27 protein-coding genes are annotated in these 26203 nt (G+C 42.1%); 6 read left to right on the plus strand and 21 right to left on the minus strand.

The annotated features are described in order from the left end of the window. Positions 1 to 6: 6 nt before the first annotated feature. From ACEN82_RS15570 to ccsA, 4 genes are all read right to left on the minus strand, one after another. Positions 7 to 417 carry a cytochrome c maturation protein CcmE domain-containing protein gene (locus ACEN82_RS15570; protein ID WP_091171412.1) on the minus strand — a complete coding sequence of 137 codons (411 nt, stop codon included), beginning with the start codon at positions 415 to 417 and terminating at the stop codon, positions 7 to 9. A 392-nt stretch (positions 418 to 809) separates the two neighbouring features. Next, positions 810 to 2246: a Glu/Leu/Phe/Val family dehydrogenase gene (locus ACEN82_RS15575; protein WP_090524405.1), complete on the minus strand. Its 1437-nt coding sequence runs from the start codon at positions 2244 to 2246 to the stop codon at positions 810 to 812. Between the two features lie 152 nt (positions 2247 to 2398). Further along, on the minus strand, positions 2399 to 2608 hold the full coding sequence (locus tag ACEN82_RS15580) for a CcmD family protein (protein ID WP_090524403.1): 210 nt from the start codon (positions 2606 to 2608) through the stop codon (positions 2399 to 2401). A gap of 1 nt (position 2609) precedes the next feature. Next, positions 2610 to 3293 carry a cytochrome c biogenesis protein CcsA gene (gene ccsA, locus ACEN82_RS15585; protein ID WP_495644147.1) on the minus strand — a complete coding sequence of 228 codons (684 nt, stop codon included), beginning with the start codon at positions 3291 to 3293 and terminating at the stop codon, positions 2610 to 2612. A gap of 214 nt (positions 3294 to 3507) precedes the next feature. Between ccsA and ACEN82_RS15590 the strand changes: the two genes are divergently transcribed. Further along, positions 3508 to 5097 (plus strand): DUF4435 domain-containing protein, encoded by a 1590-nt coding sequence (locus tag ACEN82_RS15590; protein ID WP_413321283.1) that lies wholly within the window; start codon positions 3508 to 3510, stop codon positions 5095 to 5097. A gap of 87 nt (positions 5098 to 5184) precedes the next feature. Here ACEN82_RS15590 and ACEN82_RS15595 read toward each other — a convergent pair whose 3' ends face one another. After that, the gene (locus ACEN82_RS15595; protein ID WP_413321284.1) at positions 5185 to 6369 is read right to left on the minus strand and encodes a carboxypeptidase-like regulatory domain-containing protein; all 1185 of its coding nucleotides are present in this window, start codon (positions 6367 to 6369) and stop codon (positions 5185 to 5187) included. Positions 6370 to 6971: 602 nt separating this feature from the next. Here ACEN82_RS15595 and ACEN82_RS15600 point away from each other — a divergent pair. Then, on the plus strand, positions 6972 to 8012 hold the full coding sequence (locus ACEN82_RS15600; protein ID WP_413323217.1) for an IS110 family RNA-guided transposase: 1041 nt from the start codon (positions 6972 to 6974) through the stop codon (positions 8010 to 8012). Between the two features lie 196 nt (positions 8013 to 8208). On the opposite strand, the gene ACEN82_RS15605 is transcribed toward ACEN82_RS15600, so the two are convergent. Then, positions 8209 to 8892 carry a heme exporter protein CcmB gene (locus tag ACEN82_RS15605; RefSeq protein WP_413322798.1) on the minus strand — a complete coding sequence of 228 codons (684 nt, stop codon included), beginning with the start codon at positions 8890 to 8892 and terminating at the stop codon, positions 8209 to 8211. A gap of 92 nt (positions 8893 to 8984) precedes the next feature. Between ACEN82_RS15605 and ACEN82_RS15610 the strand changes: the two genes are divergently transcribed. Continuing rightward, positions 8985 to 9470 (plus strand): methylated-DNA--[protein]-cysteine S-methyltransferase, encoded by a 486-nt coding sequence (locus ACEN82_RS15610; protein WP_413322799.1) that lies wholly within the window; start codon positions 8985 to 8987, stop codon positions 9468 to 9470. On the opposite strand, the gene ACEN82_RS15615 is transcribed toward ACEN82_RS15610, so the two are convergent. The 11 genes from ACEN82_RS15615 to ACEN82_RS15665 all read right to left on the minus strand — a co-directional run bounded on the left by ACEN82_RS15615 (position 9467) and on the right by ACEN82_RS15665 (position 21031). Next, the gene (locus ACEN82_RS15615; protein ID WP_413322800.1) at positions 9467 to 11395 is read right to left on the minus strand and encodes a hybrid sensor histidine kinase/response regulator; all 1929 of its coding nucleotides are present in this window, start codon (positions 11393 to 11395) and stop codon (positions 9467 to 9469) included. The two genes, ACEN82_RS15610 and ACEN82_RS15615, sit on opposite strands and share 4 nt — an antisense overlap. Before the next feature lie 28 nt (positions 11396 to 11423). Further along, on the minus strand, positions 11424 to 12011 hold the full coding sequence (locus ACEN82_RS15620; RefSeq protein ID WP_413322801.1) for a chemotaxis protein CheB: 588 nt from the start codon (positions 12009 to 12011) through the stop codon (positions 11424 to 11426). Beyond that, complete coding sequence (locus tag ACEN82_RS15625; RefSeq protein WP_413322802.1) at positions 12001 to 12831, minus strand: CheR family methyltransferase; 831 nt, start codon at positions 12829 to 12831, stop codon at positions 12001 to 12003. Before ACEN82_RS15625 ends, ACEN82_RS15620 begins: the two co-directional genes overlap by 11 nt. 2 nt (positions 12832 to 12833) lie before the next feature. After that, complete coding sequence (locus ACEN82_RS15630; protein WP_413322803.1) at positions 12834 to 16286, minus strand: response regulator; 3453 nt, start codon at positions 16284 to 16286, stop codon at positions 12834 to 12836. An 88-nt stretch (positions 16287 to 16374) separates the two neighbouring features. Then, positions 16375 to 16809 (minus strand): hypothetical protein, encoded by a 435-nt coding sequence (locus ACEN82_RS15635; RefSeq protein WP_413322804.1) that lies wholly within the window; start codon positions 16807 to 16809, stop codon positions 16375 to 16377. A gap of 10 nt (positions 16810 to 16819) precedes the next feature. Continuing rightward, positions 16820 to 17152, minus strand: coding sequence for a gliding motility protein GldC (gene gldC / locus ACEN82_RS15640; protein WP_090524371.1), 333 nt, complete (start codon positions 17150 to 17152; stop codon positions 16820 to 16822). A gap of 8 nt (positions 17153 to 17160) precedes the next feature. After that, on the minus strand, positions 17161 to 17427 hold the full coding sequence (locus ACEN82_RS15645) for a hypothetical protein (RefSeq protein ID WP_090524369.1): 267 nt from the start codon (positions 17425 to 17427) through the stop codon (positions 17161 to 17163). Between the two features lie 9 nt (positions 17428 to 17436). After that, complete coding sequence (locus tag ACEN82_RS15650) at positions 17437 to 18789, minus strand: DEAD/DEAH box helicase (protein ID WP_413322805.1); 1353 nt, start codon at positions 18787 to 18789, stop codon at positions 17437 to 17439. Between the two features lie 136 nt (positions 18790 to 18925). After that, positions 18926 to 19429: a transposase gene (locus tag ACEN82_RS15655; RefSeq protein WP_413322806.1), complete on the minus strand. Its 504-nt coding sequence runs from the start codon at positions 19427 to 19429 to the stop codon at positions 18926 to 18928. Positions 19430 to 19434: 5 nt separating this feature from the next. Further along, the gene (locus ACEN82_RS15660; protein ID WP_413322807.1) at positions 19435 to 19902 is read right to left on the minus strand and encodes a MarR family winged helix-turn-helix transcriptional regulator; all 468 of its coding nucleotides are present in this window, start codon (positions 19900 to 19902) and stop codon (positions 19435 to 19437) included. Positions 19903 to 20146: 244 nt separating this feature from the next. Continuing rightward, positions 20147 to 21031, minus strand: a complete 885-nt coding sequence (locus ACEN82_RS15665) for an NmrA family NAD(P)-binding protein (RefSeq protein WP_413322808.1) — start codon at positions 21029 to 21031, stop codon at positions 20147 to 20149. A gap of 80 nt (positions 21032 to 21111) precedes the next feature. On the opposite strand from ACEN82_RS15665, the gene ACEN82_RS15670 reads away from it, so the two are divergent. Both ACEN82_RS15670 and ACEN82_RS15675 read left to right on the plus strand, forming a co-directional pair. Continuing rightward, positions 21112 to 21558, plus strand: coding sequence for a winged helix-turn-helix transcriptional regulator (locus tag ACEN82_RS15670; RefSeq protein ID WP_413322809.1), 447 nt, complete (start codon positions 21112 to 21114; stop codon positions 21556 to 21558). 60 nt (positions 21559 to 21618) lie between these two features. Beyond that, positions 21619 to 22953 carry a dihydroorotase gene (locus tag ACEN82_RS15675; RefSeq protein ID WP_413322810.1) on the plus strand — a complete coding sequence of 445 codons (1335 nt, stop codon included), beginning with the start codon at positions 21619 to 21621 and terminating at the stop codon, positions 22951 to 22953. Positions 22954 to 23119: 166 nt separating this feature from the next. Here the strand turns inward: ACEN82_RS15675 and ACEN82_RS15680 are convergent, their stop codons facing one another. The 4 genes from ACEN82_RS15680 to ACEN82_RS15695 form a co-directional block, all read right to left on the minus strand. Further along, the gene (locus tag ACEN82_RS15680; protein ID WP_413322811.1) at positions 23120 to 23578 is read right to left on the minus strand and encodes a GyrI-like domain-containing protein; all 459 of its coding nucleotides are present in this window, start codon (positions 23576 to 23578) and stop codon (positions 23120 to 23122) included. 94 nt (positions 23579 to 23672) lie between these two features. Beyond that, positions 23673 to 24095 (minus strand): SRPBCC family protein, encoded by a 423-nt coding sequence (locus ACEN82_RS15685; RefSeq protein ID WP_413322812.1) that lies wholly within the window; start codon positions 24093 to 24095, stop codon positions 23673 to 23675. Next, positions 24083 to 24538, minus strand: coding sequence for an EVE domain-containing protein (locus ACEN82_RS15690; RefSeq protein ID WP_413322813.1), 456 nt, complete (start codon positions 24536 to 24538; stop codon positions 24083 to 24085). The genes ACEN82_RS15685 and ACEN82_RS15690 overlap by 13 nt, the downstream gene beginning before the upstream one ends. Before the next feature lie 122 nt (positions 24539 to 24660). Beyond that, complete coding sequence (locus ACEN82_RS15695; protein ID WP_413322814.1) at positions 24661 to 25608, minus strand: helix-turn-helix transcriptional regulator; 948 nt, start codon at positions 25606 to 25608, stop codon at positions 24661 to 24663. A gap of 53 nt (positions 25609 to 25661) precedes the next feature. Here ACEN82_RS15695 and ACEN82_RS15700 point away from each other — a divergent pair, with 53 nt between their 5' ends. Continuing rightward, positions 25662 to 26102, plus strand: coding sequence for a putative signal transducing protein (locus tag ACEN82_RS15700; RefSeq protein ID WP_413322815.1), 441 nt, complete (start codon positions 25662 to 25664; stop codon positions 26100 to 26102). The last annotated feature ends 101 nt before the right edge of the window (positions 26103 to 26203 follow it).

Below are 26203 nucleotides of genomic sequence, written 5' to 3' on the forward strand. Positions count from 1 at the left end.
AAATGATTAAATGCTGGCTTGTTTAGCCTTCGCTTCTGTAACTTCTAACTTATCCTGCGTGTATTTGGAAGGACATTTCATCAGGATCTTTGATGCATGAAACTCACTCCCAACCATCTGGCCGGTAAGTACCAGTTGCTCCGAACGCTCAAAGTCTTCCGGTTTGGTACCGGTAAAAACAACTTTACGCTCTTCGCCTTTATTATCTTTCATATAAAATGAAAAATAATTGGCATCCTTAGCAGCGTCATAAACCATTTCTTTTCCCTTGCTAAAATGGCCTATTACATGCAGTTCACTGCTGGTTTGCTGCGCTTCGGCAAAGGTTGCATAGGTGCTTGAGCTTGAATAAACACTTATGATAACCGCTATGGCTATAGCGATAACAACAAGACCAAAAATTGCACTTTTTTTCATCTGCGGTTTATATTATTAAAATAACGATTTGCAAAAATACAAAACGTGCAGCGAATAATGTTTATTACAAGACATATGTATTATTTAGAATCATTCTTGATTGAATACAAATCAGCGTCATTGCGAGGAACGAAGCAATCGCGAACTATACAAGGACATTTACATGGCTGCTCTGTAAAGTCGGGGATTGCTTCGTTCCTCGCAATGACGGTTATTTATTATAGTGTTTTATTGGCGATGCCTTCGGCCCGGGCTCTACGCTCATACGCCTGCAGGCTTTACGCTCAGTGGCCGGTATCCGCTGCGATCCCTATCGCGGCATAATTAAAAACAAAAACGAGGTAAGCTTTTTCAAACCCACCTCGCTATATATAAAACTATTAAATCCTTAATTATGGCCAGATACCTAAATTTTGGTATGATACCGCTATTTTATTAATAGCGCCAACCATGGCTGCGTTACGCAGGGTGCCAATCTCAGGATTGCTTTTATAGATCTCCCTGATCTCATGATATGAGCGGATCATGGTATCTTCCAGTCCTGAGTTTACCAGTTCAAGCTCTGATGCTCCTTTAATAATGGTTGAGCGCTGTACCGGAGTTAAAGCTACGCCGGTAATCCCTTCAACCATATTTACCAGGTTAAGGTTGGAATTCTCTTCAAACCTGCGGTTCATACGGCCGAATGCTACGTGGCTCAGGTTTTTCAACCATTCAAAATAAGATACGGTAACACCGCCTGCGTTGGCAAACATATCAGGCACGATGATACCGCCGTTGGCATAAAATATGGCTTCAGCCTCTGGCGAGGTTGGGCCGTTAGCGCCCTCGACAATGATCTTAGCTTGTATGTTGCGGATGTTTGCTTCGGTGATCTGGTTTTCAAGAGCTGCCGGTACCAGGATATCACATGGCTGCTCAAGGCCTTCCATGGTATTGGTAAATTCCTGTATTGCAGCAGCATATCCTAAAATAGAACCTGTTGCCTTACGGTGCTGAAATACAGCCTCGATATCTAAACCGTTCTCGTTATAAATAGCGCCTTCAAATTCGCATAAGCCGACTATTATTGCCCCCATTTCGGATAAAAACTTAGCCGAATAGTAACCTACATTACCAAGGCCCTGCACAATTACCCTTTTGCCCGATAAACCCGGCAACAGGCCAATCCTTTGCATATCCTCGCCAACGCTTACACACTCGCGGGTGGCGATGGCCACACCACGGCCGGTAGCTTCCCTCCTGCCCGCGATACCATGCAGCGCGATAGGCTTACCGGTTACAGCGCCCATAGCATCCAGCTGACCGGGGTTCATGGTAGCATAAGTATCGGCAATCCAGCTCATTTCGCGCTCGCCTGATCCATAATCAGGTGCAGGTACGTCAATGCTTGGGCCAATAAAGTTCTTTTTGATTAACTCAACGGTATAACGGCGGGTGATGTTTTCCAGCTCGCTTACGGTGTAGTTTTTAGGATTAATTTTGATGCCGCCTTTGGCGCCGCCAAACGGAACGTTAACAATGGCGCATTTGTAAGTCATGAGCGCGGCGAGGGCCATCACCTCGTCCTCGTTCACCATTTCGCTGTAGCGGATGCCGCCTTTGGTGGGCGACTGGTGGTGCGAGTGCTCCACACGCCAGGCGTCAATTACCTCAAAACTGTTACCCTTGCGAATAGGGAAACGGAAGCGGTAAACACTGTTACATGATTTAATTTGATCAAGCAGGCCTGCATCGTGTTTGGTGAATTGGGCAGCGTGATCGAAGTTTTTGCACACGTCGCTGAAGAAGTGTGTTTCCTGGTCGGCAATCAAAATATTCGTAGCCATAACTATTGTATAAATATTAATCTCTTAAAAAAGTGAGCAAATTTGGTACAATTTTTATCAATATTGCAAATATTTCTTAGTTAGTGTGCCCTATACACCAGTCAACACCGGCACGAATGATATGTTTAAATTGTTTAAACATATTATTTGAACTACTTTTCGTTTTCGACTTTTTTTAATCTGCGGTCTATAGTAAACAGGTAAATGGCCAGTCCAACAAAAATTATGGAAATAGTTGCTACAACCACGTAAATTTTTCCTGACTGGCGCAGGGCATCGGCCATTTCAACCTGCTGCCCTGGTTGTGCAAAAACAGCGGTACAAAACGTAAGCAGTAGCAATAAAAGCGTTAATTTCTTCATCTTAATTTATAGCGTTCTTCTTATTCTCAATTAAACGGATGCGGTAACGGATAGTTGCTATCCAAAGGGCAATAAAACTCCAGCCTAACATAGCCGGGTAAAAGGCTATCTTCATACCGTTATCAAGGTCGTATTTACCAAATGCAGGGTTACCGCCGCTGCCGGGGTGCAATGAATCTGTCATGCGGGGCAAAACAAATATCAGCACGATCATGATGGGGAAAGCGAAGATATTGTAGATGGCCGAAATCTTGGCCCGCTTCTGCTCCTCATCAATAGAATTACGAAGCACCAGGTAAGCACAGTACAACAAAAATGCGATGGCCGCGCTGTTTTGTTTGGGGTCGCCGCTCCAAAACTCGCCCCAGGTAAATTTTGCCCACAGCATACCGGTTAAAAGGCCCAAGGTGTAAAACAGCAAGCCTGTATTAACGCTCTCAACGGCGGCAAGGTCGTGCTCTTCTTTACCCGTTTGCAGGTATTTAATACTGAAATAAACCGATACCACAAAAACCGTGAGCATCCCCATCCACATAGGTACGTGGAAATACAGGTTACGGATGGTTTCGTGAATAATTGGCAGCCTCGGCGCTTTGAAAACCAGGCCCGTGTAAAAGGTAGACAGCACCAGCAAAACAGCCGCAACCTTCCACCATGTTTGATAAATAAACTTCATATGATTTATGGCGGTAAAGGTAAGGAATTTTCATGGAGTGAATGGTCGATAAGAGATGATATATATCACAGGAAAAATTATGAGATATAATTATTAAGCTGTCCAATTTCATGTAAATGAACTTCTACATGATATCGAAAATGTATTCGATACTTCTTGTAATGCAATACTCTGTATTCTCGATTTTTCGATTTAAATTGGCATCTTAATTTTAAACCTTGTCATGGAATTAAATTTACCTCGTAAAACTGATAATTCGCAGCCATTAATTGATACAAAAAGTTTAGTTGTCGTTGGCGCAAACGGTTCCGGTAAATCTCGGTTTGGTGCTGATATGGAAAAACGATACCCCAAAATAGTTCACCGTGTTTCCGCGCAAAAATCTCTGACCATGCCACCGGAAGTTAGACCAAAATCAAAAAAAGCCGCAGAAAACGAATTTTTCTATGGCTACGATTATGAGAATCAAAGCTTTTTGGAAACCAACAAAATGAATAATCGATGGGGAAGCAAACCAAGTACTTTCCTATTAAATGATTATGAAAAATTGCTTGTACTTCTACATACAGAAGAATACGAAGAATCTCTAAAATATAAAGAAGGAGAAATATCTAAGCCGACAACTAAGCTTGACCGTGTGCAATCAATATGGGAAGAGGTTTTACCTCACCGCAAATTGAGAAAAAGAGCTGGGTTGATTGAAGCTTATCCGACAGGTAATTTGGAAGATATTTACAATGCATCCGAAATGAGTGACGGCGAGCGAGTTATTTTTTACTTGATTGGAGAAGTGGTTGCGGCGCCACAAGGTGCATTGATTATCCTTGATGAACCTGAAATGCATGTACATAAAGCCATAACGAAACAATTGTGGGATAAAATCGAACTTGAAAGACCTGATTGCACATTTATTTATTTAACACATGATATTGATTTTGCAGCCTCTCGTCAAAACTCTCAAAAAATATGGATGAAAGGCTATAATAATAATTCTTGGGATTATGAGATATTGCAGGATAATTCTCCTTTACCAGAACAATTGTATTTAGATATATTAGGAAGTCGACAAACCGTATTATTTATAGAAGGCGATACAGGAAGTATTGACTATAATCTATTACCAGCTGTATTTACAGAAATGAATGTCAAACCACTTGGATCTTCTGGAAAAGTAATTGATACAACCAAAACCTTCAACGATCAAAACTACTTTCATCATATAAAATCTTTCGGCTTAATCGATAGAGACAGAAGAACGGATGATGAAATTAATCATATAAATAACACCAATATATGGGTTGCGGAAGTTGCGGAAGTTGAAAATTTTCTTCTTTTAGAAAATGTGGTAAAAACTGTTGCAACCAAGATGATGGCAAACCCTGATGATGTTTTCAGCATGGTTAAAGCCAATGTAGTAGCCTTTTTCAAAGAGCAACTTGTTCCCCAAGTCATCGCGCACACTATATCCCGAATTGAAAGAATCTTTAAAACAGCTACATCTCAAAAAAGAATTGATGACTTTGCCACTTTGGATAAATCTTTATCTGATTTTTGGAGTAACCAAGATTTTAAGAAAATCTATGATGAATTGTTTACCGAATTCACCCAATTGATAGATACAGAAGATTTTGAAGGTATATTAAAAGTCATTAATAATAAAGGTTTAATCGCAAAATCAAACGTATCCTCACTTTGTGGATTAAATAGTAAAGAAAACGTTTATTTAAAATATATTATCTCAATATTGAAGCTGAATGACGAATCTTCAGAGAAAATAAGAAAAGCCATTAAAGCAAAAATAAAAAGTAGTTGAACCGACAGATTCTAACAATAGAGATAAAAATTAAAGTATCTCTATTGTTAGAATGCTGATTTACTTAAACTGAACATTTTAAAAAAACTAATCCCCCGGCTCATAATCAACCGGCAGCAAATCGCCAAGCTTTGCTTTTGACCATGAGCCCTCATAAAGCGGGCTCGGGCTTGATACCACAATACCGTTCATATCAAAAGCAATATAGCCCGAATATTTGGTCATGATACTGGTTTCGTAATTAGGCATATCCAGCGGATGATAAACGTCCTTAAACTCGGTAGTTTCCTCGCGTTTGGTGTATACTACATATAAAAAGTGCGGGAAGGTAAGTGCATAAATGCCATCCTGTGGTGTTTTACGCAAAATCTCAAACTCCTGGTAAGGCAGCTTCGCGAGGTTTTCGCGGTACCATTTGGTCATCTTCGACAGGTTATAATAACGCATGGCCGAATCGCGCGGGCCTTCCCGGTATTTTTTCATCTTCTGCATCAGCACAGCTTCCTCTGGCCGTTCGGGATTAATTTGCCTTGTAAAATCGTGCGCTTCAAACCCTTCTTCTTTTAACTTTCCTTTATAAAGCGAGCGGTAAAAATGCTGAGCCGATCCGTAATAGGCTTGCTCACGTTTCTGCTTCCAGAGTTTCTTTTGTGCCGAACTACCGGGCAGGTTTTCAAAAAGCGCACTTCCCGAATAGGATATGGTATGCTCAATAGCATCGTACAAAAAGTTTTTGAGCAAAAATTTGGTACGGTAGCCTAAGGCCAGGTTCTCTACCACCAAAAACTCATCGCCAGAGGCCTCCAATTGCTGCTTTCCCCTGTGGTAGATAATATTTAAAATATGAGGGTTGGTAACTTTACACTCCTTGCCGTTTTCGGTATCACCAACAAATTCCTTACGGAACAGTTCATAGTTCTTTTTCCAGTCGGCACTGCTGCTGATCACTACCTCGCGCAGCATCAGCACTTTTTGGTTGACCTCGATACTCAATTTTGCAGGTTCGCGGCCAACCAGTACCGTTGTGGAATATTCTTCAATGCTAACGCCGGTAACCACCAACTGGTATTGGCCTGGTTTAACTCCGGCCAGGGTAAAAGTACCATCCTCGGCAGTTGAGGTACCGTAGGTGGCATTATTTAAAAATACGCTGGCATTGGCTACCGGGCTTTTAGTATCGGCCCGCACTACCTTACCTGTAATAGTACCGGTTTGTGCCGAAACTATGAGCGGACATATAAACGCGATAAGCAAAAACCAATAAAAACGCATTAATTAAAATTAGGATATTTTTTCAATCTGCTAAAAAACGCATTTTTTATGAACGGTTAATGAATTGCCGGTGTATAATTTTTGTTGCGGTGGGTTCGTCTGAACTCGAATTTATTGAAATAGAGAATTTATAGAATTTTAATTTTTTTTCTTGCGCTCATTTTTAATGAGTGCTTACAATGGGCTCACGTTTATAACGTAAGCGGAGGCGATACAATCGCCAACCCACATTAAGCACTCATTAAAAACGAGCGCAAATTGCAATTTGCTGTCATGTGGGCGTTGCCTGCGGCCCGGGCTTTACGCTGCAAATCCTCGCCTTGTCTGTACTGCAATGGCCTGCCCGCGCTGCGGGTTTTCCGCTGCAATCCCTCCTATGTTTACATCTAATATTATTGTAATGATTTTATGAGTGAAAAGAGTGAGAGCACAGCAATCCCAAACAGCCTTGAGCATGTTGAGCGTTAGATATAGCCTCACTCCTTTACTTTTTTGAGTTTGAACAGAATGTAAGGAATACGACCAGGCAGTATATCCAGGATAACCAACAGGAGGAAAAACGAAGAAAGGTTTTCACTTATAACAGTTAAAAACTTTGATCAATGGCAAGCAGATTATTAAAACAAGTAGTAGGTATTGATGTGGCTCAAAAAGAGCTGGTGGTTTCTATCGGCAAGATGGATGAGCAGGCAGTTATAACAGTTTATGCGAACAAGATTTTTCCAAACAATGAAAAAGGATTTGCAAACCTGGAAGTATGGATAAACAAGCAAAGCATCCCCCAATATCCATTAAGATATGTAATGGAGGCCACAGGTGTATACCACGAGCGCCTTGCTTATTATCTGGCCGGCAAAGGGTATGCTGTAAGTATTGTCATGCCCAACAAGATCTCGAACTTCTTCAAGACACTGGAGATCAAAACAATTACCGATAAATCAATGTCTTTTGCCATAGCCATGTTCGGACTTGAAAAGAAACTGGATAACTGGGTACAACCCAAAAGGGTGTTCAGGACCCTGCGGCAGATAACCCGTGAAAGAGAACAACTTATTGCAGAAAGAACCATGATCAAGAACCAGCTACATGCTGAACAGTCCGAAGCTTTTCCGGGGGAAGATACTATCCGCAGAATGATGGACAGGATAAAGATGATTGGTGAACAACTTAAAGAAATACTTACTGAGATTAGAACAGCTGTAGCACAGGACAAACATTTAAAACAAACACTGGCTACCATTACCACTATTCCTGGAGTCGGCTTATTAACGGCCACTGTGATCATAGCCGAAACAAACGGCTTTGAGCTGATCAGGAGTAAAAAGCAGCTGACCAGTTACGCCGGGCTGGATGTCAGGGAAAAAGAATCCGGCTCATCCGTTAAGGGCAAACCCAAGATATCTAAAAGGGGGAACAAGCATTTACGAAAAGCCATGCACTTACCTGCATTAGCGGCCATAAGACATTCAGAAAGATATAAAGCTATATTTGTCCGGATCGTATCCCGAAATAGCGTGAAAATGAAAGCTACTGTAGCAGTACAAAGAAAATTATTGGAGATGGTATACACTATATACAAAACCAACAAACCATTCGAAAAACACTACCTTCAACAGAATGCACACATATCCGAAAATAGTTAGAGCAGTCGCTTCAATTGAAGGACTGCCCTAAACAGGCTAACATAAAGCTGCCTAAGACTCAAAAATAAAAAATAACTTTTGCATATCAACACAGAATCTAACGCGGCCCCACGCACAATGTCGATAAATATATTTCACAAGCCATCTCGTTTATTTCAGGACCTCTCTTTTCAAAACTTAAGCATCGTCCCCTAAATCAGTCCCTCCACAGATACGGGAAAAGCAACAACGCTGTAGCTATTACAATGGCATTGATAGCGCACAAAACGCCTATGTTGCCGTAAAAGAAACTCCGGTCTACCCCATCCATAGCGCTCTTGCTCAACTTAATAAGCACCAGTATAACAGGGATAATAACCGGGAAGCTTAATATAGCCATGAGGGTACCGTTATTACCGGCCTTTGATGCAATGGCCGAGATCATGGTAAACACCGTAGAAAAGCTAATGCTCCCCAGCAACACCGCCAGGAAATAATACAACGGATCGCCAAGTGCATTGGGGAAAAATACTTTATAGATAATTAATGCCAAAGTGCTCAGCAAAGCCATCAGCAAAATATTATAGATTGTTTTTGACAGGATGATTGCCTGCGGGCTGGCAATGGAGTAATAATAAAGCAGCCTGCTTTTACTTTCCTGCATAAAGCTTTTGGCTATGGCATTTACCGATGCAAACAGCATAATGATCCAGAACAATACGTTCCAAACTATGGGGTAACCGCTGCTGTTGGAAAAGCCTGGGTTTAAGTTGAGGGAGATATAACAAACAAAAACCGTTGAAACCACATACAGCAAAACGCCATTAAAAGCATATTTGGACCGCCACTCCAGCAAAACTTCCTTTTTGAGCAGGTACCAGGTTTCGTTAACAAGTTTCATCACCGCAAATGTAATAATTACCTGCGAGTGAGTAAGGGCATTTGACAAGCTAAAAAAATTAGCTTAATTTTGAATATAACATACCAATTACCATGCCTGTAGCTTATTTCCGCACGCCAGTTGGCATAGCCCGCATTACTGAAGAAGATGGCTTTATAGCATCAGTATCGATACGGGATGAGGAATATGACATTGAACCTGCTCCTACCCCGTTGCTGCAAGCTGCTATTGATGAGTTAAATGAGTACTTTGCTGGTACAAGGAAGCAATTTACCTTTCCTATAAAGCAGCAAGGCAGCGAGTTTCAACAACAGGTTTGGGACGAGTTGATCCAGATCCCTTATGGAACAACCATTACTTACGCCCAGCAGTCAAACCAAATGAACAATCCATTGGCTATAAGGGCAATAGCATCTGCCAACGGCCGTAACAACCTATGGGTTGTAGTGCCCTGCCACCGGGTAATAGGTTCAAACGGCAGTTTGACCGGCTATGCAGGCGGTATATGGCGCAAAAAATGGCTGCTTGAGCATGAGGCAAAGGTAATGGGCGTTGGGCAAACCAGGCTGGATTTTTAAACGCCCACCTTCAATAACCTCGACATTTTTTCATGCAGTTGGTATGGCTGAAACGGCTTTGAAAGCACATCGTTCATCCCTGCCGATAATGCTTCCTGCTGCTCATGGTCATAACTTGCTGCCGACAGCGATATGATTGGAATACTCCGTTTAGGCTCCTCAAAATCAACCCTGATAGTTTTGGCTGCCTGGTAACCGTTCATTTCGGGCATATGGGTATCCATTAAAACAATGTCATAGTCTTTATTGGTAAGCTTGTCAATAACCTTACGACCGTTATCAACCATCTCCACCTCTACATTCCAGTCCTTTAATATTTTGGAGAGCATAAACTGGTTAACCATGTTATCTTCAGCTACCAGCACCCGCACGTTATTAAACGGCGGCAATATCTTATCAGTTTTGGGAGTTACCTTAGTTTTGGGTTTAACAGTGATGGTATACCAGCATACAAAGTTAAAAGTACTGCCCCTGCCTACCTGGCTGCTTACGGTAAGTTCGCCTCCCTTTAGCTCGGCCAGCTTTTTCACTATGGTTAACCCAAGCCCGGTACCACCATATTTGCTTACGGTATCTTCTTCGGCCTGTTCAAATGAATCAAAGATGCTGTTAAGCCTGTCGGCCGGGATCCCGATGCCCGTATCCTCAACACTGAATTTCAGCTTTACCTTATCATTGTGTTTTTGAAGTACGGTGATCTTCAGTTTTACATAACCCCTTTCGGTAAACTTAAGGGCGTTACTCAGCAGGTTCATCAATATCTGGTTCAGGCGTAATGAATCCACCATGAGGTATTCAGGTACTTCATCTTCAATATCCAGCAAAAACTCAATATTATTTTCGTCGGCTTTAAACTTAAGCAGGTTAAAAACCGAGTTTACAATGTCATAAACATTATTGGCCGTACGGATGATACTGAATTTACCAGCCTCAATTTTTGAGATATCAAGTACATCATTGATCACACCCAATAACGATTTTGAGGAGGTATCAAGCAAATCAAGCATCCCCACTTGCTGATCGGTAAGGCCCGTTTTACGCAAAAGCGAAGTGATACCTATAATGCCATTAACCGGTGTACGCAGCTCATGGCTCATATTAGCCAAAAAGGTTTCTTTCACCTTTTTGCTGTACTCCGCGCTTTCTTTTGATTTGATGAGCTGCTCCTGGTAACTTTTTTGTGGAGAAATATCACTGATATTAATAAATATGGTTTTGTTGCGGTACGCCGCCCTGCATTCCACCCAAATTACCCTTTTATCAAAGGTTTCAAACTTAAATTCAAAAATGGCATAACTGAGGTTGTCTTTAATGATCTCGCCCAGTTTTTTGCGAAACGGCGCCTTATGATCGTCTATGGCCAAGTCAACAATACTTTTGCCAATAAGTTCATCGGGCCTGAAACCCATTATCTTTTCGACGGTGGGGTTGATATTGTCAATGCGGAGACTTTGAGCGTCGACCGATGTGATAATATCGGCCGAGTTTTTTACAACGATGGCATAATTCTGCAGCTCATCGTTCTTTTGTTTTATTTCGGCCTGGGTGCGGGCCAGCTGCACAAATGAATCAACCTTGGCCGAAGTAATATAAGGATCGAGCGGTTTGTAAAGATAATCTACAGCGCCGGTACCAAGGCCTTTAACAGCATACTTGGCTTCTTTTGAAATGGCTGTAACAAAAATAACCAGGATATCTTTGGTACGCGGGTTTGATTTGAGCATTTCAACCAGTTCAAAGCCGTCCATTTCGGGCATCTGCACATCAACTAAAGCAATGGCAATATTGGTTTCCCAGGCAATTTTAAGGGCTTCATTTGGCGAGGTAGTAGAAAATATTTTGATATCATCGCGCTTAAGCAATGCCTCCAGAGCAATGATGTTCTCTTCTCTGTCATCAACTATAAGAATATTAACAGGGGTCATTTAATATTAATTAGGGGGTTGGTGATTGTTATGAAAGTAAAAGTTTAAAAATCTCATCCTGTGTTAAAACATAATCGGCAGCACCTAAATTTATAGCTGCCTTTGGCATTTCGGCCATTTCCGCGTCGCCGGGCTCCTGCGCTATGGTAAGGCTGCCGCTTTTCTTTAATTTTAATAAGCCTTCGGCGCCATCCTGGTTGGCACCTGAAAGTAATATCGCCATGCACTTGTCACCATAAACCTCGGCGGCACTTTCAAAAGTAACATCAATTGATGGTTTTGAATACCATACCGGTTCAGAAACATCCAGGCTAAAATAACCGCCGCGTTCAATTAAGGTATGATAGTTTGCCGGGGCAATATACATAGTGTCCGTTTTAAGAATATCCTTGTCCTCAATTTCGCGCATGTACATACGACTGTTCTCGGCAAATAGTTTTTCTATTTCGCTGAAAAAATTTTTTTTCCTGTGTATGATAAGAATTACAGTTTTCCCCAGTTTTTCGGGAAGATCTTTTATGATCTTGAATAAAATTTTGAACGAGCCTGCCGATCCGCCCAATAATACGATCTGGGCGGCATGCCATCTTTCCAGTAACTTTTTATCAGGTCCCAACTTTTTGGTAAATGTTTTCTTTTTGGTTGATCACCTTAAACTTACTCTTAAACGAATCTGACCGGATAGTTTCTTTACTGCCAAGGCATAAATAACCCAGTGGGCAAAGGCTTTTATAAAACAGGTCAAGGATCCGTTCCTGCAGGTAGGTTTCAAAATAAATAAAAACATTCCGGCAACTTATCATCTGAAACTCATTAAATACGGTATCAGATATTAAATTATGCACCGAAAACAGTGTATTTTGTTTTAACTCATTGTGTATCGACGCGGCATCGTACAAAATGGTAAAGTGATCTGTAATTGAACCTTTTAAATCAGTATACTGATAATTTTCTGCGTAGCTTTTTATATTACGCAAACTGTAGATCCCCTTGCGGGCCTCCTTTAAAACCTCGGTATTGATATCCGTGCCATATATGAACGACTTTTTTCCCAAACCGGCCTCGTTCAGCAATATGGCCATAGAGTAAACCTCTTCGCCCGTTGAGCAGCCTGCACTCCAGATTTTGACGTGCTGATAGGTTGAAAGATATGGAACAACCCGTGAGTTAACCGCACGATAGAATGAAGGATCGCGGAACATCTCGGTTACGTTGACCGTAATCTCTTCCAGGAAATTCTGAAAAAAGTCCGCATCATTAATAAGCACATGTTTAAGGTCATAAAACTCAAACTTATTGAGCAGCATAATACGGGTTAACCTTCGTTTTAATGAAGCTTTGGTATAACCCGAAAAATCAAACCCATGAACTTTTTTTACAATATCAATAAGCTCATGAACCTGTGCATGTGATATAATTCCCTGCTCTGTATCCATAACTAACTTTCAAGCCAAAGCTGCATGAGCGATATCAGCCTATCCATATCAACTGGCTTGGTGATATAATCATTGGCGCCGGCCGCTATACATTTTTCGCGGTCGTCTTTCATTGCTTTTGCAGTTAATGCTATTACGGGTAATTTAGCCCATTTGTTTTGCTTACGGATATGCCTGGTAGCCTCATAGCCATCCATTTTTGGCATCATGATATCCATGAGCACTATATCAATATCCTTTATATCCTCAAGTTTAGCTATGGCTTCTTCACCGTCATTAGCTATCTCTACATTGAGGTCATAGCTTTGCAGGGCGCTGCTCAGCGCAAAAATATTGCGCATATCATCATCAACTATGAGCACTTTTTTGCCCTTAATAGCATCTTTGCCTTTAGTTAGTGTTTTAGGTTTGGGCGATGATGGTGCCTGCTGTGCCGGGGCAATCGCCGTTTCGCTGATCTTGTTCAGGAACAGGTTAACCTCATCAATCAGCCTGTCGGATGATTTATTGGTTTTAACCACCATGGCGTTGGCATAATGCATTAGCCTGTTTACCGATACTTTATCAAGCTCCATTGCTGTATTGATAATAACCGGAAGCGAAGCAAAGCGGTCAACCTCTTTGATCTTATCCAGCAAATCCAAGCCCGAAATATCAGGCAGGTTAAGGTCAAGGATCACACACTGGTACTCGTTTTCATGCAACATCCTGAATGCCGATTCGCCGTCAAAAGCCTGGTCGACCGTTATGCCCTGGCCCTGCATCAAGTCTTTCAAAGCCTGGCTTTGGGCTTTGTGATCTTCAACCAGCAGGATCTGTTTAAACCTGGTGCCGCTTTGCACCATGATATCGGCGAAAAGCTTATCCAGCGTTTCGGTATTGATAGGCTTCTTCATGAAGTTGATGGCACCTTCTCGGCGTACGCGGTTTGCCGCGGCATCCCCGGCCGACATCAGGTGGACCGGAATGTGCATCGTATCCTCATCATTCTTTAACTCCTTCAAAATCTGCCAGCCGTCTTTACCCGGCAGCATAATATCCAGGATCACTGCATCAGGTTTGGCTTCCTTCACAATTTCAACCGCCCGGGTACCCTCATACACCATGATTGATTTATAACCATGATCGCGGGCATAATCCTGCAATATGTTTGCAAAGTTCTTATCATCCTCAACAATTACAACCAAAGGTTCTTTACCGGGGTCGCGCGGGGCTGCTTTAACCGGACTCAGGAACTCTGTTACAGGTTTAAAAGTTTCGGCAGTTGGCAATACTTCTTCAATTAAGGCCGCAGGTGTTAATTTAGCTTCAAAAGGCACGGTAAGTACAAATTCGCTGCCTATGCCCGGCTCACTGCTCAGGGTTATGCTGCCGCCCAAAAGGAAAGCAAGCTCGCGGCTTATAGATAAACCTAAACCGGTACCCCCATATTTACGGCTTGTTGAACCATCGGCCTGCTGAAATGCCTCAAATATTACTTTTTGCTTATCCGCAGGGATCCCGATCCCCGAATCTTTGATAGCAAAGCTGATGGTTTTATCTTTAATACCCGGCTTTACAATAATGGCGATAGAACCATTTTCAGAAGTAAACTTAAACGCGTTACTTAACAGGTTTTTGATCACCTGCTCTATACGTACCTTATCGGTAAATATGGTTTGCGGCAGTTGCCTGTCTATACTTGTTGTATAATTAATTTTTTTGTTGCTGGCTACTTCGGCAAACAGCATTTCCATATCGCCAACAATATCGCTTACCTTAATATCCTCATTTTGCATATCCAGCTTGCCCGATTCAATTTTTGAAAGGTCGAGGATATCATTGATCAAAGTAAGCAGGTCATTACCGGCGTTGAAGATAACGCTGGCATATTTGATTTGGTCTTCAGAAAGATTGGCAGGCTTGTTATCTTTAAGGATCCGCGCCAGTACCAGGATACTGTTAAGCGGTGTGCGCAGCTCATGGCTCATGTTGGCCAAAAACTCCGATTTGTATTTACCCGTGGTTTCCAGTTCTTCAACTTTAAGGTTAATAGCCTGGCGGGCCTGTTCAATGGCCTGATTTTTTTCTTCAAGCAAACTGGCTTTTTCTTCCAGTTCGGCATTGGTGGTACGCAGTTCTTCCTGCTGTACCCGGAGTTCTTCTTCTGAGGCCTGCAGCTCTTCAGTTTTTTGAACAAGCTCCTCGTTGGTAACCCGCAGCTCTTCCTGCTGTGCTTCCAGCTCTTCGGCCTGCTGCTGGGTTTCCTCGTACAGGTCGTGCATAATAGTACGTGCCTGCGATGTATTAACAGCTATACCAATATCATTGGCGATAGCTAAAATGTATTCCGATTTATTTTTTGAGATCCCTTCATTAAAAGCAACCTCCATTACGCCTTTTAGCTTTTTATCAAAAAAGAAAGGTATGATAAATGATTCGGCCAGTTCAGTTTTTAATACCGATGATGAAAGCTCAAGCTTATCGTTCAGTTTGCCTTTTACAACCGCCGCTTTACCATCCTTAGCCACCTGGCCAAGCCAGCCTTCGGCCATTTGTACCGATTTTTTAACAAAATCAGGATTATGGAAGGCGTATGAAGCATAAAGCTCAAGCCTGTTGTTTGCTTCGTTATACAGGTAAAATGTACCTGCCGCGGCATTGGTGTAAGTACAAACTTCAGACAGAATATTATTTGACAGTTCCTTTTCAACCTGTTGGCCCTGCATCTTCTCATTCAATTGGCCGGTACCTGTAAGCAGCCAGTTTTTAGCTTCGTTATCGGCAAGTACCTTGCCAAGTTCAATATTGGCAACACGCACCTCCTCTTCTGTCTTCCTTTGCTGATCAAATGTTTTTTGAATGTAGAAGAACAACATCAGTATAATGAATAGGAAGATCAATGAACCGCATGCAATTACGATCTTAGCAAATGTAGATGCTTCCTGCGAGCTTTCCTCCCTGTTGGCAAGCAACCTGCTTTCGGTGTTGGTCAGGTGGTCAATCAGCATACGAATCTGGTCCATATTCTCTTTGCCATTTAAAAACATGCCGCGCTGCACCATGTAGTCAAGACCCTGACTTCCGCGTGTTTCAACATTTGTTTTGAGTATCAGCAATTGCTCCTTCGCCAGTTTATTTATCGAATCAATACGTTTTACCTGCACAGGATTGTCCTTCACTAAATCCTTCAAAGTGGCAATGCCATCAGCTATTTTAGGCAAAGAGGCGTTATAGGGTTCAAGGAATGCCTTGTTATTGGTAGCACCATAGCCACGCATGCCTGTTTCGGCATCTACCAGATCCTGCAATAAACTTGTTGATGTATGAATAACCTTCTGGGTATGATCAATTAAGACATTATCCTCCTCGAATTGGCGCAGGCTATTATAAGACAAGATGCCTACCACAAAAACAAGAATGATTGATACTACAAAGCCAGCTAAAACCTGCTGGCGGAAGGAAAACTTTGACATTAGGTATCCGTATTAATCTGAATTACAAATATGTTTAAAAAAAGCTGTAAAGTAAACGTTACAGCTTTTTTTAAACACCCGGGGAGTATTAATTTGCAGCAGGATCTGCCGTAGTTGGCATAAAAGTTTTTGGCTTACTACTTAACGCGCCAATTAAAGCCAAAACCGGGCCGGCAAACATCACGTACCAACCCCATTGAAATTTAAGCTGGCTGGTTAAAAATCTGTTAATACCTTTAAACGGAATAAAGCTAAATGCCGAATTAACCTTCATAATAGCGGCAACCAGCAGCAGCACTACAAGAGCCACCGAAAGCCAGGCAGTCACACGCATAATTTTAGCCTGGTTAAGGAACGATACTATGATCCCGACAACAGCTACCAGTAAAAGCACCAGACCATAAGGTTGGTTAAGCTTATAAATATTCCAGCTGGTAACGTGAAATACCCGCAGCAATGGGCAATAGGTTGCAGCAAAAAGCAATGCAAAACCTGCAAATGATAAAATTGAGCTAAGGCGCATATTTAGGTGGTTATTTTTGAGTAATCTCCATTTTATCGGCAAAGTGGGCGCAATAATCGCGCAGGTCTTCAACAATATTTTTCTCGCCGGTTGCACGTAGAAAGCTGTCGCCCATGGTTTGCAGGGTTTCATAAAAAAAGCGCTTCATCTCATCAACAGGCATATCCTTTGTCCAAAGGTCAATGCGCAGGGTATTTTTATAGCTTTGATCCCACAGGGCAAGCATCATTGATTTTACAGGCAACGCTTCCTTGTTGGTTGAGTCGGTCGATTCCCAAAGAATGTGCTCAGGAACATTATTATCATCAAGCGTAACGGTAAGCTTTATTTCAGCGGTTTTCATTTCAAAATTTATTTAACAAGTAAGAATATAATTATAACCAGAACGATGAAGAAGGTCTCCACCATCCATATTTTTTTGGTTTCGATAAAAAAGTTGCGGAACATGATATCAATCACAAAAACCACAAAGGCAAACAGCAAAAAGATCCAACCTATGGTACCACCCCAATGTTCAAGCGGGCGTCCGGCCATACCAGCTCCATAAATAAAAACATAGGCTGCTACCGCCACCAAAAACGCGGTAAAAAAGTTTAAAGGGGTAAATCTGAATTTCATTGATGGGGCTTAGTGTCTTTTTTTGCTTTTGGATGATCGGCCTGTACCCTGCCTTGCTGCTTTTGAACCGTATTTAGCTTTATCCTTATTGGCATCAAACTTTTTGCGCTGGTTAAGGGATTTCTTTTCGTGGAAAGCGCCTTTAAAATCGGGATCTTCTTTGCGCTTTTGCATATCTATTTCCCGCGCCTGGTCCTGCCTTTCCTCATATGGGGTTTCTTCAATAAACACATCGTCGGGGATACGCTCAACGGGAATGGTTTGCTTGATGAGTTTCTCAATCTTGCGGATATAATACTCTTCAGACGGTGTAGCAAAAGTAATGGCTTCGCCCGATTGCAGCGCTCTACCTGTACGGCCAATCCTGTGTACATAATCCTCATAAACCACCGGCACATCAAAATTAATTACGTGACTTACATCGCTTACGTCAATCCCCCGCGAGGCCACATCGGTAGCCACCAATATCTTCACATCATCGTTTTTGAATGAATTGATGGAGTTGATACGCGTATTTTGCCCCTTATTGGCGTGCAGCACTTTCACTTCTTCTTCGCCAAATTTGCGGGTCAGAAATTTAAATACATCCTCGGCCACCGCCCGGGTTTTACAAAATACAATCAGCTTAGTAATGTCGCCTTCATTATCGAGCAACCTTTTAAGCAGGTTTATTTTGGTTTTAATATTGGGCACATGGTATAAATGCTGGTTAACCGTTTGCGCCGGCGTAGCCTGTGGCGTAACCTCAATAACCGTAGGGAACTCCAGAAAGTTAGCCGAAAGCTGGTGCACCTTCTCGCTCATGGTAGCCGAAAAAAGTAGGTTTTGCCTTTTCACAGGTACCACTTCCAATATTCGGTTTATCTGGGGCATAAAGCCCATATCCATCATTTTATCAGCCTCGTCAAGTACCAACACCTGTAATGGTTTGGTCATGATATGCCCGGCAAGATAAATATCCATAAAACGGCCGGGGGTTGCTACAATAATATCGACACCCTTCTTTACCTGCTCTATTTGTGTTTTGGGGCCAATACCTCCGTAAAGTAAAACAACCCGTAAATCGGTATAAGCGGCAAATGCTTTAATGTTTTCCTCAATCTGCATGGCCAGTTCACGCGTCGGCGAAATGATCAACGCCCGGGCATGTTCGCCCTGTGCATATTTAAGCCTCATGATGATGGGCAATACGTAGGCCGCTGTTTTTCCGGTGCCGGTTTGTGCAATACCCATTACATCCTGTCCGTTCAAAATAGGCGGAATAGCTTTTTGCTGAATAGGCGTAGCTTCGGTGTAACCGGCATCGGCTATCGCGTTCAAAATTTGCCGATTAAATTTAAAATCTTCAAAGGTTACTGCCATGCCGCAAAGATAGGCTTTTTGTTGAAGTAGGAACAATTGCCCAAAACATGGCGGTGTCAGGAATTGAATAGAAGCAGGAAGTCAAGAGTCAGGAGACAAGACGGTTGGATAAGAGATAAAGGAAATTAATATGATTTTATTGGCGCATACTAAATAGTTTAATGCACAGTGGGATAAGTCCGCAGGAGATGGCAATGAAAATGGCCACCCTTATATAGTTGAGTGTTTGCCAAAGTGAAGTTCGGTTTATCAGATCTATTGACGGAGCCTGTTCTCCGACCATTTTTTGAAAGTTTATAATATTGGGAGCAAAGAATGCCAATGTCCATACCCTGACAGCGATGTGAACTGCAAACAAAATTAAAAGCCAGTTCTTTACAAGGTCAATTTTCCAACAAAAAATAAGCGCAAGGATAAATGTGATTTCGTGAAGGGAGTGGAACCCTATCCAAAAATTTTTAAGACTTACACCTTTTCCATCCAAGAGGAGTTTAAAATTGTCTGGTGGTGAAACCGTCCATTTGGGAACAAAAACCAAGGTTTCAAATATCTGTGCTCCGTTCATCAAAAAGTAGATAAGGGTACTGACGCAAAGCCATATTTCGGCTCTTGCCAGATAGTTTGAAGTTATATTTTCCATTGTTATTATTTGTTATTTAACTTATCTGCTATTGTTTTCATTATCGCGGTTGCCCCTGTAAAATAGCGTTCAATAGTTTGGATTTCGCCGGCTGAGAATGTTGAAATGAGCTCGATAGTTTGCTGTTGCAGTTCATCAAAGAGCGGTGTTAAAAGCTTCATACTGTTTTCAACGTTAGGAACAATGATTACTTTCCTTCTGTCGTCTTTGGTAAATTGTCTTTTCAGAAGCTTCTTTTTCTCCAGGCGGTCAACCAACCCGGTTACCGCGCCGGTAGTTAACCCGGTTAGCTTTGAGATTTCACCCGCTGTTATGGATTTATGCTGTAGTATCAGTCCTAAGTACTTGTGATCTGTACCGGAAAGCCCTGCTTCTCGGGCTATCGCTTCGTGCATGAGAACAGAGGCATCGGAGTATTGCCTGCTGGCAGCCTTGAATTGTAACAGTAAATCAGCCTCATTATTTTCTCTCATTATCTAAATATCTTAGATACAAAGATATTTATTTATATTTCAATTACGCAAACTATTGTTTAGTTAATTTCTCGCTTTTGGGAGCACTTGGTCTCCTTAAAATGCAGGTCCCTAACATGGCAAATCGAATTACACGGATTCCAATCAGGTTAAATTGAAATTCATGTAATTCGATTTGAAGGCGTCCGGCATAAAACTTCGTATGTAAAATTTTAGTCGAACAAATTAAGTATGATTAAAAGAATTAGCCGTTATATACCGCAGCAAACTCCCTGGCAAAATCCTGCAAACTCACCTTACCGGACGATACAGGCTTATGCTTATCATAATCCTCCCAGATCTTTCCGCTTTTTACCGCAGTGCCCATTTCAACAAAATTGCGGGTCATTTCGGGAGGAACGCCTGCCTGAGATAAGCCTTCTGCAAGCTGTTCATCAGTAAACTCAATCCATGGCAAGTTAGGATTACCTATTGCCTCACCTAAAACTGCTGCAACCCCGCCAGGTGTTGACTCATCGCTTACAATGTAGCGTACACTTTTACCCGTAAAATCCTTTTGCAACTCTTCAGCAACTGCTGCCGCAATATCTTTAGGGTGTACCATGATCAGCCTTGTATTTGCGGGATAATTTGATCCAAGGATACCCTGGTGCTTGATAAGCGGGATATTACTAAAAAAATTGATATAGAAGAACGGCGCACGGATAAATTTAACGGCCACGCCATCTATTCCGCTCAAAATACCTTCAACATCGTGGATGCCTTTTATCGGGCCTACGCCGCTATCCAAATGCGCACCTATGCTGCTTAAGGCGACTACTTTTTTTATGCCCGACCGTTTAATGGCTTCGGCATAGCTTTTACCGGTTTCGTTTTGGTATGCCCTTAAACTTTCGGCACTAAAGCTTGGCGGCACCATGGCGTAAAGCGCATCGGCCCCGGTAAATGTTTGTGTTAAGAAATTGGCATCGGCTAAAGAGCCGATTGCTGCTTTGGCCCCTAATGATTCTATTTCTGTTACCTTATCGGCATTACTGCTAATTACTGTTACGTTATGCCCTGCGGCTATTAAAGTTTGTGTTAAAGGTTTGCTTATATTGCCTGTTGAACCTGTTACTATAATTTTCATAATGTTTTTGTTTTTATTGAAAGCAAAGGTATTTTTACACTTACTTTTTTACAAGTACTTACCCTAAAGTATGTATAACCATGACAGCGATAAAAGAAAGCTCAACTATACAGGAAAACAAACAAGCCGCATTTAAAGAATGCCCGGTAACTTATGTAATGGAACGCATAGGCGGCTATTGGAAACCGATCATTTTATTCCATCTTTTAACCGGGAGCAAACGCTACAGTGAGCTAAAAAAATCTATCCCAACCATCACCGAAAAAATGTTGATCCAGCACCTGAAACAACTGGAAGCCGACGGCCTGCTGATCAGGGAATCCAAACCGGTTGTACCGCCCCACGTAAGCTATCGGCTCAGTGATTCGGGCATGGAATTGCGGCCGGTAATGTATGCAATGGCAACATGGGCCGTAAAGGATAGCGACGCCAATGGTACTGCCATTTATAAAAGTTTGGGGCAGTTTCCGATAGAGCAAGAAATAGCCACCGCTATTGAAACTTACGAAATTTCAAAAACTTTGTAAGTTTGACCTGTTATAAGCATCATAAATAAATTCGAAATCGAACATCCGAAATCAAAAACCATGTCTACAATTCTGATAAAAGCTGCCACTATAGTTAACGAGCATAATCAATACATTGCCGATGTATTGATTAAAGATGGTTTGATAGACCGTATCGATTCAGTAATTGACACGCAAGCCGATGAAATTATCAATGCAGAAGGCCTGCATTTGTTGCCCGGGTGCATCGACGACCAGGTGCATTTTCGCGAGCCGGGCCTTACCTACAAGGCCGATATTTATACCGAATCGCGCGCTGCTGTTGCCGGAGGTATCACTTCATTTATGGAGATGCCCAACACTGTTCCCAACACTTTAACGCAGGAACTTTTGGAGGATAAATACCAGATCGCGTCGCGCAATTCGCTGGCTAATTATTCGTTTTTTATGGGCGCTTCTAACAACAATTTGGATGAGGTTTTACGCACCGATACCAGCAAGGTTTGTGGCATCAAAGTGTTCATGGGATCCTCTACCGGGAACATGCTGGTTGACGATCCGCACACGCTCGAAAAACTATTCGCTCAGTCACCGATGTTGATCGCTACGCACTGCGAAGATGAGGCTACCATCAAGAGCAATCTTGCACACTACAAACAACTGCTTGGTGAAAATATTCCGGTGCGGATGCATCCAAAAATCAGGAGTGCTGAAGCTTGTTATTTGTCGTCATCAATGGCCATTGAGCTTGCAAAAAAACACAACACCCGCCTGCATATTTTACACATTTCTACCGAGCGGGAGACTCATCTTTTTGATAATACAATACCGCTAAAAGATAAACGGATTACTGCCGAAGCCTGCATCCATCACTTATGGTTTACCGATGCAGATTATGAAACAAAAGGCAACTATATTAAGTGGAACCCGGCTGTAAAAACAGAGGCAGATCGTGATGGTATTTTACGTGCTGTTTTGGATGGCCGCATTGATGTTATTGCCACCGATCATGCCCCGCATACTATTGAAGAAAAAGAGCAGCCTTACCTGCAGGCGCCATCCGGCGGACCGTTGGTTCAGCATGCTTTGCCCGCCATGCTTGAGCTATATCATCACGGCAAAATAAGCCTCGAGCAAATTGCAGAAAAAATGGCGCATAACGTAGCTACCCTTTTTCAAATAGAAAAACGTGGCTTCATCCGCGAGGGTTACTGGGCCGACCTTGTACTTGTAGATTTAAACAAACCCTGGAACGTAAATAAAAGTAATATCCTGTATAAATGTAACTGGAGCCCGTTTGAAGGCAATACCTTCCGCTCGCAGGTAGCTTATACTTTGGTATCGGGAAACCTGGCATATACAAATGGAAGCTTTATTGAAGGTAAAACCGGCAAGCGATTGACTTTTAACAGGTAATATCAATTACAATTTATAGAATTTTAGAAATTACAGAATTTTCTGGAGTCTAAACGCTATATTCTTTTAACTAAAAAGTCATGCTCAATTTATTTCGGCACCTCACAAGCAAGATTCCAGGCGGCTCTTCTGATGGGGTGCTGAAACAAGTTCAGCATGACGATAGTTAGTTATTCACCCCAACAAAAATCTCTACCTCGGCATTATCAGCATTTTGCGATCTTTCTCCATAAACATCAAAATCAGCCATATACCTCCTGTCAATGTCGTTTGTCCAGATCTGTTGCCAGGTTTCCCCTACTGCCTGTGGCAGTGCACCTTTAGCCACGTACCGGTTATAACTTCCGGGAGGCACAGTAATGGAGATCAGCCCTTCAGGGATATTGTCTTTAGTAGCTACCTTACAACCCAGTACTGCGGTATAAAAGCCATCCTTATCGCTTTCATAATCAGTGTAAACACAATAAATATCATCGCTGACACGGTTCACTACCTGCTTTAAAACATGCTCGCTCATAAACCAGTTCCAGAGCCCGGCAATGTCCTTCATCGCCTGGCCACCCTGATTGGTGGTGCGCACCGAAATGCCGACCAAAATAAAGCCTTTTATTGTTACTTTATCCATACCTGGAGCTATTACTATTTGTTATATTGATATATAATTAATTTTTATACAGTTAATTATAATGATTATATAAATTATTAGTTTATAATTATTATTATTCAACCAACTTCTTCAGTCCCTCAAAAATCCCTTTCCAATTTTGCTCTGAATGCGTTTTGGCTTCCTCATTTTTTACATTATCCTGGGTAATGATAAGCTCGGTTTCGCCATTATTCTCGGTTAGGTTATAGGTAATATTAGCATAGTTTTCGGGCTTGTCTTCGGTACCGCTCATGCTGCTCCAGTAATTATATTTTACAAATATACCGGGATCAATGTCCAGTATAGTTCCATGGTCTTCATACTTTTTACCATCCCATTCCCCGCTGAATTTTATGGGTTCCCCTACCCTCCAGCTCGATTCAAGATCGGTACCAAAAAAATATTTTTTTACCATAGCAGGATCAGTCAGGCCTTGCCAAACTTTAGCCATCGGGGCTTTAAATTTTACCTGCACATTTACTGTTAATTTTTCCATAACGTAGCTTTATTTAATAGTGGTTGTTTTGCAGTGATCATTTGTTCCTTTATCTTCTCAAAATCGGCACCTGGAACTTCAAAAAATCCAAACCTGAAGTTGTAGCCCCACGCTTTTTTGTTGGTGATAAAATCGAGTTCGTCAATCATCGGGGCTATCGGTACTTCGGCACATTCGTAGTAATTTACATTGCGGCGGTATGGGATAAAATCAATAGCCATTTGCTTCTGATAAATATCCTCGTCACGCACCTGGCCAATGGCTGTAAAAGCCTGCAAAGGCTCATTGCCGTTCATCTTTTGTTTAGGCGAATACACCGCCACCCAGTCGCCAACTTCCATACGTTTAAGCGGCGCCAGTTTACCATGATTGGCCTGAATAAATCCCCCGGAAATGCCGCGGCCAATGTGATCTTTTGATACTACTATTATCCAATGTTTCATAAGTGTATGGTTTAAATTACCCGCAAAAACACGACCAATAAAAGCCCTGCCCCTGCCATTATGAAACAAAGTAACAACGCACTGGTGACAGCCTTATGTCAGCAGGAAAAAAAGAAAAGAAATTAATTTATTTTTTGGGCTATGGTCGCGGTGATCTCCCGTACACGCTGCAACAATGCATCTGGTTTAATGATTTCAGCGCGGTCGCCAAAGGTCATATACCATCGGGCAAAACCTTCTAATGAAATGGTCAAAAAAGTCATCTCAATTTTGTTGCCCACGGTTTTCTCAGATACAAAACCGCCATAGTATTTTTGATGGTCAAGATAGCTGTGAATCTCCTTGTCAACTTTGATCACCACCTGTTCAAGCTGCTTTTCGCTGGCCATCTTATCAATATAATCCTTTAGCGTAGGGTGCTTGCTGTTAATATAACTTTTATCTGTTACCATCAGCTTTTTGATACGGTCGATCCTGAAATCGCGGTAATCATTACGCAGGCGGCAGTAAGCTATCAGGTGCCAGAAACTATCAAGGAAAAAAACGCCCACGGGCTCTACGTCGCGTTTGGTATTTTCCTGTGAGTGGGCGGCGAAATAGTCAATGCACATGATCTTCTTACAAATGATACAATCCAGTATGGTTTGAATATGATCAGTACTTCCGGCGCGTTTTTGGCTATGGCTTTTCAGTACTTCGATGCTACCGTCAAGATTTTCCAGGGCATCTTTTTCTGATGATTTAAGAATGGCCCGCACCTTATACATGGCCGATTGGTACTGTGCCATGGTTGAGGTATCGGTAAGCTTTTCAACAAATTTTTCGGCGGTTAAAAAAGCGGTGGCTTCCTCACGGGTAAACATTACCGGGGGCAGGCGGTAACCATCCATAATGGAGTAGCCAACGCCGGCTTCGCCTATGAGCGGGATGCCCGCCTCCTCAAGCGTTTTAATATCGCGGTAAACCGTACGCAGGCTAATGTTGAACCTATCGGCAATATCACCCGCCTTTACCACCCTGCGTGATTGTAGTTGGATCAAAATGGCTGATATTCGGTCGATGCGGTTCATGGCGTCCAAATTAAATAAAAAACAATTTACCTTTGATTAATATTTATCTACATATGGCCGTTCAACCCGAAGAAAAGATCATAACATTTGAAACTTATTATGATGTGATGCTTGCACATATCATCCGCACCAAACTGGAGGGTTATGGCATTCCCTGCTTTATTGCCGATGAAAACGCCATAGGTTCAAACCCGCTTTACAACCAGGCTGTAGGCGGTATTAAACTAAAAATATTTGAGCGCGACCTGGAGCGTTGCCGTGAAATCTTAGCTGCCGAAGGTGACCTGCACGACCAGGACCATATTGAAATTGATGACGAAACGCTTAATGCTGTGATTTGCCCTTATTGTGGCTCAACCAATGTACGCTACGGTTCTGCAACCGAAAAAAGGGTTCATTGGCTCACTGCCATCATCTCATTTTTATTGATGATATTCCCGTTTTATAGCCGTAAAGCCTGGCATTGTTTTAATTGCCAGCGGGATTTTGAATAGCTTTTTTCAAAGTCGAAAGTCTTAAGTCGCGGGTCAAAAACCTTCATTTTTATAACCTGACAGGGTCTTAACTTAAAACTCAAGAGTTACGACTTCAGACT

This window comes from Mucilaginibacter sp. Mucisp73, assembly GCF_059491465.1.

Coding starts and splice junctions, on each gene's coding strand:
- ACEN82_RS15570 (WP_091171412.1), bottom strand. CDS start 417: ATGAAAAAAAGTGCAATTTTTGGTCTTGTTGTTATCGCTATAGCCATA.
- ACEN82_RS15575 (WP_090524405.1), bottom strand. CDS start 2,246: ATGGCTACGAATATTTTGATTGCCGACCAGGAAACACACTTCTTCAGC.
- ACEN82_RS15580 (WP_090524403.1), bottom strand. CDS start 2,608: ATGAAGAAATTAACGCTTTTATTGCTACTGCTTACGTTTTGTACCGCT.
- ACEN82_RS15590 (WP_413321283.1), top strand. CDS start 3,508: ATGGAATTAAATTTACCTCGTAAAACTGATAATTCGCAGCCATTAATT.
- ACEN82_RS15595 (WP_413321284.1), bottom strand. CDS start 6,369: ATGCGTTTTTATTGGTTTTTGCTTATCGCGTTTATATGTCCGCTCATA.
- ACEN82_RS15600 (WP_413323217.1), top strand. CDS start 6,972: ATGGCAAGCAGATTATTAAAACAAGTAGTAGGTATTGATGTGGCTCAA.
- ACEN82_RS15605 (WP_413322798.1), bottom strand. CDS start 8,892: ATGAAACTTGTTAACGAAACCTGGTACCTGCTCAAAAAGGAAGTTTTG.
- ACEN82_RS15610 (WP_413322799.1), top strand. CDS start 8,985: ATGCCTGTAGCTTATTTCCGCACGCCAGTTGGCATAGCCCGCATTACT.
- ACEN82_RS15615 (WP_413322800.1), bottom strand. CDS start 11,395: ATGACCCCTGTTAATATTCTTATAGTTGATGACAGAGAAGAGAACATC.
- ACEN82_RS15625 (WP_413322802.1), bottom strand. CDS start 12,831: ATGGATACAGAGCAGGGAATTATATCACATGCACAGGTTCATGAGCTT.
- ACEN82_RS15630 (WP_413322803.1), bottom strand. CDS start 16,286: ATGTCAAAGTTTTCCTTCCGCCAGCAGGTTTTAGCTGGCTTTGTAGTA.
- ACEN82_RS15635 (WP_413322804.1), bottom strand. CDS start 16,809: ATGCGCCTTAGCTCAATTTTATCATTTGCAGGTTTTGCATTGCTTTTT.
- gldC (WP_090524371.1), bottom strand. CDS start 17,152: ATGAAAACCGCTGAAATAAAGCTTACCGTTACGCTTGATGATAATAAT.
- ACEN82_RS15645 (WP_090524369.1), bottom strand. CDS start 17,427: ATGAAATTCAGATTTACCCCTTTAAACTTTTTTACCGCGTTTTTGGTG.
- ACEN82_RS15650 (WP_413322805.1), bottom strand. CDS start 18,789: ATGGCAGTAACCTTTGAAGATTTTAAATTTAATCGGCAAATTTTGAAC.
- ACEN82_RS15655 (WP_413322806.1), bottom strand. CDS start 19,429: ATGGAAAATATAACTTCAAACTATCTGGCAAGAGCCGAAATATGGCTT.
- ACEN82_RS15660 (WP_413322807.1), bottom strand. CDS start 19,902: ATGAGAGAAAATAATGAGGCTGATTTACTGTTACAATTCAAGGCTGCC.
- ACEN82_RS15665 (WP_413322808.1), bottom strand. CDS start 21,031: ATGAAAATTATAGTAACAGGTTCAACAGGCAATATAAGCAAACCTTTA.
- ACEN82_RS15670 (WP_413322809.1), top strand. CDS start 21,112: ATGACAGCGATAAAAGAAAGCTCAACTATACAGGAAAACAAACAAGCC.
- ACEN82_RS15675 (WP_413322810.1), top strand. CDS start 21,619: ATGTCTACAATTCTGATAAAAGCTGCCACTATAGTTAACGAGCATAAT.
- ACEN82_RS15680 (WP_413322811.1), bottom strand. CDS start 23,578: ATGGATAAAGTAACAATAAAAGGCTTTATTTTGGTCGGCATTTCGGTG.
- ACEN82_RS15685 (WP_413322812.1), bottom strand. CDS start 24,095: ATGGAAAAATTAACAGTAAATGTGCAGGTAAAATTTAAAGCCCCGATG.
- ACEN82_RS15690 (WP_413322813.1), bottom strand. CDS start 24,538: ATGAAACATTGGATAATAGTAGTATCAAAAGATCACATTGGCCGCGGC.
- ACEN82_RS15695 (WP_413322814.1), bottom strand. CDS start 25,608: ATGAACCGCATCGACCGAATATCAGCCATTTTGATCCAACTACAATCA.
- ACEN82_RS15700 (WP_413322815.1), top strand. CDS start 25,662: ATGGCCGTTCAACCCGAAGAAAAGATCATAACATTTGAAACTTATTAT.